General features: G+C 65.3%; 8 protein-coding genes. 3 read left to right on the plus strand and 5 right to left on the minus strand.

Translation table 11 applies throughout. The annotated features are described in order from the left end of the window. The 5 genes from ACE3S9_RS10425 to kdpF all read right to left on the minus strand — a co-directional run. Positions 1 to 1,405, minus strand: a 1,405-nt coding sequence (locus ACE3S9_RS10425; RefSeq protein ID WP_374546392.1) for a DUF4118 domain-containing protein, incomplete at its 3' end; no start/stop codon positions are given. Between the two features lie 3 nt (positions 1,406 to 1,408). Beyond that, entirely contained in the window at positions 1,409 to 2,005 is a 597-nt protein-coding gene (kdpC, locus tag ACE3S9_RS10430) for a potassium-transporting ATPase subunit KdpC (RefSeq protein ID WP_374546393.1), read from the minus strand. Between the two features lie 194 nt (positions 2,006 to 2,199). Continuing rightward, the gene (kdpB, locus tag ACE3S9_RS10435) at positions 2,200 to 4,272 is read right to left on the minus strand and encodes a potassium-transporting ATPase subunit KdpB (RefSeq protein ID WP_374546394.1); all 2,073 of its coding nucleotides are present in this window, start codon (positions 4,270 to 4,272) and stop codon (positions 2,200 to 2,202) included. Positions 4,273 to 4,283: 11 nt separating this feature from the next. Beyond that, the gene (kdpA, locus tag ACE3S9_RS10440) at positions 4,284 to 5,993 is read right to left on the minus strand and encodes a potassium-transporting ATPase subunit KdpA (RefSeq protein ID WP_374546395.1); all 1,710 of its coding nucleotides are present in this window, start codon (positions 5,991 to 5,993) and stop codon (positions 4,284 to 4,286) included. An 18-nt stretch (positions 5,994 to 6,011) separates the two neighbouring features. Next, a complete protein-coding gene (kdpF, locus tag ACE3S9_RS10445) occupies positions 6,012 to 6,098 on the minus strand; it encodes a K(+)-transporting ATPase subunit F (protein WP_374546398.1) in 87 nt (28 codons plus the stop codon). A 388-nt stretch (positions 6,099 to 6,486) separates the two neighbouring features. On the opposite strand from kdpF, the gene tuf reads away from it, so the two are divergent. The 3 genes from tuf to rplC form a co-directional block, all read left to right on the plus strand. Further along, a complete protein-coding gene (tuf, locus tag ACE3S9_RS10450) occupies positions 6,487 to 7,680 on the plus strand; it encodes an elongation factor Tu (RefSeq protein ID WP_374546396.1) in 1,194 nt (397 codons plus the stop codon). 60 nt (positions 7,681 to 7,740) lie between these two features. Continuing rightward, positions 7,741 to 8,049 carry a 30S ribosomal protein S10 gene (rpsJ, locus tag ACE3S9_RS10455; RefSeq protein ID WP_085773755.1) on the plus strand — a complete coding sequence of 103 codons (309 nt, stop codon included), beginning with the start codon at positions 7,741 to 7,743 and terminating at the stop codon, positions 8,047 to 8,049. A gap of 75 nt (positions 8,050 to 8,124) precedes the next feature. Then, positions 8,125 to 8,665 (plus strand): 50S ribosomal protein L3 (rplC, locus tag ACE3S9_RS10460; protein WP_374546397.1); only part of this gene is annotated, 541 nt, incomplete at its 3' end.

Here is an 8,665-nt window from a genome sequence, read left to right on the forward strand (position 1 = left end):
CGATGAAGAAGAAATTATAGGCGAGAAAGGAGAGAAACGAGGCGGCGATCGCGGATAACAGGCCGAAACGCTCGGCGCAGACCAGCACGGCGAGCAGGAAGACCATGGAGAGATTGGGCAGCCGCAGCACGGCGTTCAACGCCTCGCCGACGCCGACCGCGACGGCGACCGCCGCGACCGCGCCGATCAGCCCGGCCTCCATCCGGCGGCGCAGGACGGCCCGCCATTTCAGCCGCAGGCCTCGCGCTTTCGGCGCGGGCGCCTCGGGCGCGGCGATGATGTGGATGGGGATGTCGGTGGATTGCCGGACGATCTCATAGGCGAAATCGCGACGCAGCCAACGCCGCCAGAATTTTCCGCGCGCGCGGCTGACCATGATCTGCGTGACATTTTCGCGCCGCGCATAGCGCAGGATTTCGCCGACCGCATCCGAGGCGGAGAGCCGCGCCGTCTCGGCCCCCAGGCGCTCGGCGAGGCGGAAGGCATGGTCCACGAAACGGACCTTGGCGGGGTCACTTTCCTGATGGCCTTCCGGCGCCACATGGACCACGATCCAGGAGGCGTTGAGCCGCGTCGCGAGGCGTCCGCCGGTGCGGACGACCGTTTCCGCCTGCGCGTCGGCGCCGATACAGACCAGCAGATGGTCCGAGGTCTCCCACGGTCCCTCGATCGCGGCCTGCCGCAGATAATCCGCCATCTGGTCGTCGACGCGGTCGGCGGTGCTGCGCAGAGCGAGTTCGCGCAAGGCGGTGAGATTGCGCGGGGTGAAGAAATTCTGCGTGGCGCGCCGCGCCGTTTCGGGCAGATAGACCTTGCCTTCGTGCAGCCGCTGGATCAGCTCGTCGGGCGTGATGTCGACCAGCACGACATCGTCGGCGCGTTGCAGCACGCGGTCGGGCACGGTTTCGCGCACGGCGACGCCCGTGACCTTGCTGACGACTTCGGCGAGGCTTTCGAGATGCTGGATGTTCAGCGCGGTCCAGACGTCGAGGCCGGCGTCGAGCAATTCCTCGACATCCTGCCAGCGCTTGGGGTGCCGGCTGTCGGGGGCGTTGGTATGGGCGAGTTCGTCCACCACGATCAGGGCGGGGCGGCGGGCCAAAGCCGCGTCTATGTCGAATTCCTCCAGCTCGCGCCCGCGATAGGGGATTTTCTTGCGCGCGAGCACCTCCTGACCTTCGAGCAAAGCGGCGGTTTCGGCGCGCTGGTGGGTCTCGACGAGGCCGATGACGACATCGGTTCCCTCGGCCTTGAGCCGTCGCGCGGCGGCGAGCATGGCATAGGTCTTCCCCACGCCGGGAGCGGCGCCGAGGAAGACCTTCAATCTGCCGCGCCCCTCGCGTCCCGCAAGCGCCAGCAGCGCTTCGGGATCGGGGCGGCGGTCGCGCTCGCGTTCCGTCGCCATGCCTTATTTTAGCGCGTCCAGGGCCAGATTCAGCAAGAGCACATTGACGCGGGGCTCGCCGAAAAAGCCGAGCGTCGGCCTTTCGATATGAGCGGCGACGAGATCGCGCACCTTGGCGGGGTCGAGGCCGCGCGCCTTGGCGACGGCGGGCGCCTGCAACAAGGCGTTGTCCGGCGAGATGTGCGGGTCGAGCCCGGAGGCCGAGGTCGTGACGGAATCGGCCGGGATCGGGCCGGTCCAGCCCGCCTCGCGCTTGGCGTCGGCCGCGGCCTTGACGCGGTCGATCAAAGCCTTGCTGGTCGGGCCGAGATTGGAGCCGCTGGAATTGGCGGCGTTATAGGGCGCGTCGACCGTCTTGCTCGCATCGTTCGGGTCGGGCGCGCTGGTCGCCGAGGGGCGCGACTGGAAATAGGTCGGCGAGGTGAAGTTCTGGCCGATCAGGGCCGAGCCGACGATTTTTCCATCGCGCATGACTAGCGAGCCGCCGGCCTGCCAGGGAAACAGCACGGCGGCGACTCCGGTAAGCGCGAGTGGATAGGCGAGGCCGGTGAGGGCGGTGAAGAGAACCAGCAGGACGATGGCGGGGCGAAGATGTTGCATTGGTTTTCTCATAGTTTCCGGGGATGCCCCTTCTCCCCTTGCGGGAGAAGGTGGCCCGAAGGGCCGGATGAGGGGGTGACCGCTTGGGCGAAACCCCTCATCCGTCTCGCCGTTGGCGAGCCACCTTCTCCCGCCATAGCCCGTTGAAGGACGGGCGTTCTATCGAACGCCCTAGGGGGAGAAGGGAGGCGCCTTCAAGCTAGGTGTAGCGCGGCGACGATCAGGTCGATCGCCTTGATCCCGATAAAGGGCGCGACCAGGCCGCCGAGGCCGTAGATCAACAAATTCCGGCGCAGCAAGGCCGCCGCGCCAACGGGACGATAGGCGACGCCCTTCAGCGCCAGCGGGATCAGCAGCACGATGATGATCGCGTTGAAGATCACCGCCGACAGGATCGCCGATTGCGGCGACGACAGGCGCATCACGTTCAGCGCGCCCAGTTCCGGATAAGTCGCGATGAACAAAGCCGGCAGGATGGCGAAATATTTCGCCACATCATTGGCGATGGAGAAGGTGGTCAGCGAGCCGCGCGTCATCAGCAGTTGCTTGCCGATCTCCACGATCTCGATCAGCTTGGTTGGATCGCTGTCGAGATCGACCATATTGCCGGCTTCGCGCGCGGCCTGGGTGCCGGTCTGCATGGCGACGCCGACATCGGCCTGGGCGAGCGCCGGCGCGTCATTGGTGCCGTCGCCACACATGGCGACCAGCCGCCCGCCGGTCTGCTCTTTCCGGATCAGGCGCAGCTTGTCCTCGGGGGTCGCTTCGGCGAGGAAGTCGTCCACGCCGGCTTCCGTGGCGATCGAGGCGGCGGTAAGCGGATTGTCGCCGGTGATCATCACGGTCTTGATGCCCATGGCGCGCAAGGCGGCGAAACGCTCGCGAATGCCCGGCTTCACCACGTCTTTGAGATGGATCAGGCCGAGCAGGCGGCCCTTGTCCGACACCGCCAGCGGCGTGCCGCCGCTATGGCCGATGCGCTCGACGCCGGCCTTGAATTCTGGCGGCGTCGACTCCTGCGGCAGGCCGATGAATTTCAGCACTGCCTCGACCGCGCCCTTGCGGATCGAGCGCCCGCCGGCGTCGACGCCGGACAGCCGGGTCTGCGCCGCGAAAGGCACGATGGCCGGGGTTGCGCCGTTGAAATCGGGGTCGCGCGCGCCGAATTCGGTCTTGGCCAACGCCACGATGGAGCGGCCTTCCGGCGTCTCGTCGCCGAGGCTCGCGGCGAGCGAGGCTTCCGCCAGATCCGCCGCCGAGACGCCGGGCATGGGGATGAATTCGCTGGCCATGCGATTGCCGAAGGTAATGGTGCCGGTCTTGTCGAGCAGCAGCGTGTCGACGTCGCCCGCCGCCTCGACCGCGCGGCCCGAAGTCGCCAGCACGTTGAAGCGCACCAGACGATCCATGCCCGCAATGCCGATGGCTGAGAGCAACCCGCCGATGGTGGTGGGGATCAGCGTCACCAGCAGCGCCACCAGCACGGTCACGCCGACCACGGCGCCGGAATAAGCCGCGAGGCTCCACAGCGTCACCACCGCGATCAGGAAGATCAGGGTCAGGCCGGCCAGCAGGACGGACAGAGCCAGTTCGTTCGGCGTCTTCTGCCGCTCGGCGCCTTCGACCAGCGCGATCATGCGGTCGATGAAGGTGTTGCCGGGTTGGGCGGTGATGCGGACCTTGATCCAGTCGGACAGGACCGTGGTGCCGCCGGTCACGGCGCAGCGGTCGCCGCCGGCCTCGCGGATCACGGGTGCGGATTCGCCGGTGATCGCGCTTTCATTAACCGAAGCCACGCCCTCGATGATATCACCGTCCGAGGGGATGATGTCGCCGGCCTCGACCAGCACGACATCGCCGGCGCGCAGGTCGAGCGCGGGAACCTTCTGTATGACCGCGCCGAGATGGGCCGCGCCGTCCGGGTCCATCATGCGCTTGGCCATGGTGTCGGAGCGCGTCGCGCGCAGGGTCGCCGCCTGGGCCTTGCCGCGCCCTTCGGCTACAGCCTCCGCAAAGGTGGCGAACAGCACGGTGAACCACAGCCACAGCGCGATCTGGCCGGAGAAGGACGGCTCGCCATTGCCGAGGACCAGCGAGCGCGCCCAGAGCAGCGTGACCAGCGCGGCGACGGCCTCGGTGACGAAAATCACCGGATTGGCGGCGAGCTTGCGAGGGTCAAGCTTCTTGAAAGCCTCGACCGCGGCTTCGCGCATGATCGCCGGATCAAACAGGGAAAGCCTGTGTTTAGCTTCGGATTTCTGCGACATTTCAAGTTACCTCAGAAAGTCTTGCCGGCGAGCATCAACACGTGCTCGACGATCGGACCGAGGGCGAGGGCGGGGAAGAATTGCAGGCCGCCGACGATCAGGATGACGCCGACGACCAGGCCGACGAACAGGCCGCTGTCGGTTGGGAAGGTTCCCGCCGAGGCCTGCGCCTTCTTCTTCGCTGCGATGGAGCCGGCGATGGCCATGACCGGCACGACATAGCCGAAGCGGCCCATGACCATGGCGATGGCGGTGGTGATGTTCCACCACGGCGTGTTGGCGCTCAGGCCCGCGAAAGCGGAGCCATTGTTGCCGGCCGAGGAGGTATAGGCGTAGAGGATCTCGGACAGGCCATGCGGGCCGTTGTTGGCGAGGCTCGACAAGGCCGCCGGCAGCACCGCCGCCACCGCCGAGAAGCCGAGGATGGCGAGCGGCAGGATCAGCACGGCCAGCATGGCCAGCTTGATCTCGCGGGACTCGATCTTCTTGCCCAGAAATTCCGGGGTGCGGCCGACCATCAGCCCGGCGATGAAAACCGAGAGAATGGCGAAGACCACCAGGCCGTAAAGGCCCGAACCCACGCCGCCCGGCAGCACTTCGCCGAGCTGGATCAGGAACATCGGGATCAGGCCGCCGATGGGCGTCAGCGAGTCATGCATGGCGTTGACCGCGCCGCAGGACAGGCCGGTGGTGACGGCCGCATAGAGGGACGACAGCGCGACGCCGAAGCGCAGCTCCTTGCCCTCCATATTGCCATTGGCGGGATCGAGCCCAAGCTGGGTCAGCAGCGGATTGCCGTAGCTTTCCGCCCAATAGACGACGGCGACGGCGGCGACCAGCAGCACGCCGACGACCCGGACCAGAGCCCAGCCCTGTTTCTCGGACCCGACCATGCGGCCGAAAGTGACGAGCAGGCCAAGCGACACCGCCAGCATGGCCCAGATCTGGAGCAGATTGGCGACGGCGTCGGGGTTCTCGAACGGATGAGCGGCATTGGCGTTCAAGAAGCCGCCGCCATTGGTGCCGAGCTGCTTGATCGCCTCCTGGCTCGCCATCGGGCCAAGCGCGATGACCTGTTTGGCGCCTTCCAGCGTGGTCGCCTCGACCGAGCCGGCCAGCGTCTGCGGCGCGCCGGTGGCTAGAAAGCCGAGGGCGACCAGCAGGCTGATCGGCAGCAGGACATAAAGCGTCGAGCGGGTGAGATCGACCCAGAAATTGCCGAGCGTCGAGGCGCTGGCGCGGGCGAAGGCGCGGGTCACGGCCAAAGCGAGCGCAATGCCGGTGGCGGCGGAGAGGAAATTATGCACCGCCAACCCGGCCATTTGCGAGAAATGGCTCATGGTCGTCTCGCCGCCATAGGCCTGCCAATTGGTGTTGGTCAGGAAGCTGATGGCGGTGTTGAAGGCGAGATCGGGTGGGACATTGTCGAAGCCCTGCGGATTCAGCGGCAGATAAGCCTGCAGCCGCAGGATCGCGTAGAGCGACGCGAAACCGGCCGCTGAAAAAGCGAGCATGGCCAGGGTATAGGCAAGCCAGCCCTGCTCGCGCTCGGTCGAAACGCCGGCGAGGCGATAGAAAACGCCCTCGACGGGGCCGAGGACGGGCGTGAGAAAGGTGCGCTCGCCGGAAAAGACGCGCGCCATATAAAGGCCGAGCGGCCGCGCGGTGAGCGCGGCGAGGCCGAGGATCAGGCCGATTTGCAGCCAGCCGGACAGGGTCATTGCGAACTCCGGAAGGGTTTAGAAGCGCTCGGGATTGAGCAAGGCGAAAACCAGATAGATCCCGAGCAGGACGGCCACGACGAGGCCGAGGATCGGTTCGAACATTGCGGGGTCTCCTCAGGCGCGGGTCAGGGCGGCGGCATACAGCGCCAGCAGGCACATGAGCCCCAGGCCAAGGGCGACGAAGCCAAGATCGGACATGGCTGTTCCTTTCATTTTGCGCGGCGGAAATTGGCGAAAGCCGCATCAAATTTCGATGCGGAAGGAGGCCGCGCCGCATAAGGATTGCGTAAAGATGGCCGCGCGGCGTCGCACGACGGCAAAAAAATATCGTTGAAACAATGAATTGTGCGAAGTTCCTCACCGCCCGATGAGCGCGCGCGCTGCTGCGGAAGGCGTCGCTTTTTGGCGATTTGGCTCTTGAAGTTGCGCCGAAAGCCTTCTATTCAGCGCCCTCGTTGGATTCTACCGCCTGACATTCGGAACGAGGGCCATGGCCAAGGAAAAATTTTCACGCACGAAGCCGCACTGCAACATCGGCACGATTGGTCACGTTGACCACGGCAAGACGTCGTTGACGGCGGCGATCACGAAGGTTCTGGCTGAGACGTCGGGCGGCGCGACCTTCACGGCGTACGACCAGATCGACAAGGCGCCGGAAGAGAAGGCGCGCGGCATCACGATTTCGACGGCGCATGTCGAATATGAGACCGCGAACCGCCATTATGCGCATGTCGACTGCCCCGGCCACGCCGACTATGTGAAGAACATGATCACCGGCGCGGCGCAGATGGACGGCGCGATCCTGGTGGTGTCGGCCGCTGACGGTCCGATGCCGCAGACCCGCGAGCACATCCTGCTGGCCCGCCAGGTCGGCGTTCCGGCGCTGGTGGTGTTCCTGAACAAGGTCGATCTCGTCGACGATCCGGAACTGCTGGAGCTGGTCGAGCTTGAGGTTCGCGAGCTGCTGTCGAAATACGAGTTCCCGGGCGACGACATTCCGATCACCAAGGGTTCGGCCAAGGTTGCGCTGGACAACGGCGATCCGGAGCTGGGCTCCAAGGCCGTGCTGGCGCTGATGAAGACGGTTGACGACTACATTCCGCAGCCGGAGCGTCCGATTGACCAGCCGTTCCTGATGCCGGTTGAAGACGTGTTCTCGATCTCGGGCCGCGGCACGGTTGTGACCGGCCGCGTCGAGCGCGGCATTGTCAAGGTTGGCGAGGAAGTCGAGATCGTCGGCCTGAAGCCGACGGTGAAGACGACGGTGACCGGCGTTGAAATGTTCCGCAAGCTGCTGGATCAGGGCCAGGCGGGCGACAATGTGGGCTGCCTGCTGCGCGGCACCAAGCGCGAGGACGTCGAGCGCGGCCAGGTGCTGTGCAAGCCGGGTTCGGTGAAGCCGCACACCAAGTTTAAGGCCGAGGCCTATATCCTGACGAAGGAAGAGGGCGGTCGTCATACGCCGTTCTTCACGAACTATCGTCCGCAGTTCTATTTCCGCACGACGGACGTGACGGGCATCGTGACGCTCCCCGAGGGCACGGAAATGGTGATGCCGGGCGACAACGTCTCGATGGACGTGGCGCTGATCGTTCCGATCGCCATGGAAGAGAAGCTGCGCTTCGCCATCCGCGAAGGCGGCCGCACGGTCGGCGCCGGCGTCGTCGCTTCCATCATCGAATAATCAGGCGGGTTGCGCCGATGCGGGTTCAAAACCGCATCGGTTCGCTCAGAGGATGCAGAAATGAACGGACAAAACATCCGGATCCGCCTCAAGGCGTTCGATCATCGGATTCTTGACACGTCGACGAAGGAAATCGTCTCCACCGCCAAGCGCACCGGCGCTCAGGTTCGTGGTCCGATCCCGCTGCCGACCCGCATCGAGAAGTTCACGGTGAACCGCTCGCCCCACGTCGACAAGAAGTCGCGCGAACAGTTCGAAATCCGCACCCACAAGCGGGTTCTCGATATTGTCGATCCGACCCCGCAGACCGTCGATGCTCTGATGAAGCTCGACCTCGCTGCGGGCGTCGACGTCGAGATCAAGCTCTAATCTGGTATTGAGACGTTTTCATAACGTCTCGCGGCGCCTCTTCGCATGACGAATGCGCCTTAAAGGAAAGAAACAATGCGCTCAGGCGTCATCGCACAGAAGGTCGGCATGACCCGCGTCTTCACGGACAGCGGCGAACATGTCCCGGTCACGGTACTGAAACTCGACGGCGTTCAGGTCGTCGCGCACCGCACGCTCGAGAAGAACGGCTATACCGCCGTTCAGCTCGGCATCGGCCGCGCGAAGGTCAAGAACGTCTCCAAGGCCGAACGCAGCCGCTTCGCGGTCGCGAAGGTCGAGCCGAAGCTGAAGCTCGCCGAATTCCGCGTTGACGCGGATGGCCTGCTGCCGATCGGCGCCGAGATCACCGCCGACCATTTCGTCGTCGGCCAGTTCGTTGACGTCACCGGCACCACCACCGGCAAGGGTTTCGCCGGCCCGATGAAGCGCTGGAACTTCGGCGGCCTGCGCGCGACCCACGGCGTGTCTGTCTCGCATCGTTCGCATGGTTCGACCGGCGGCCGTCAGGATCCCGGCAAGACCTTCAAGAACAAGAAGATGGCCGGCCATATGGGCGTCGAGCGCGTGACCACGCAGAACCTGCGCGTCGTGCAGA

Origin of the sequence: Rhodoblastus sp., from assembly GCF_041915505.1 — a bacterium.
GTDB lineage: Bacteria > Pseudomonadota > Alphaproteobacteria > Rhizobiales > Beijerinckiaceae > Rhodoblastus.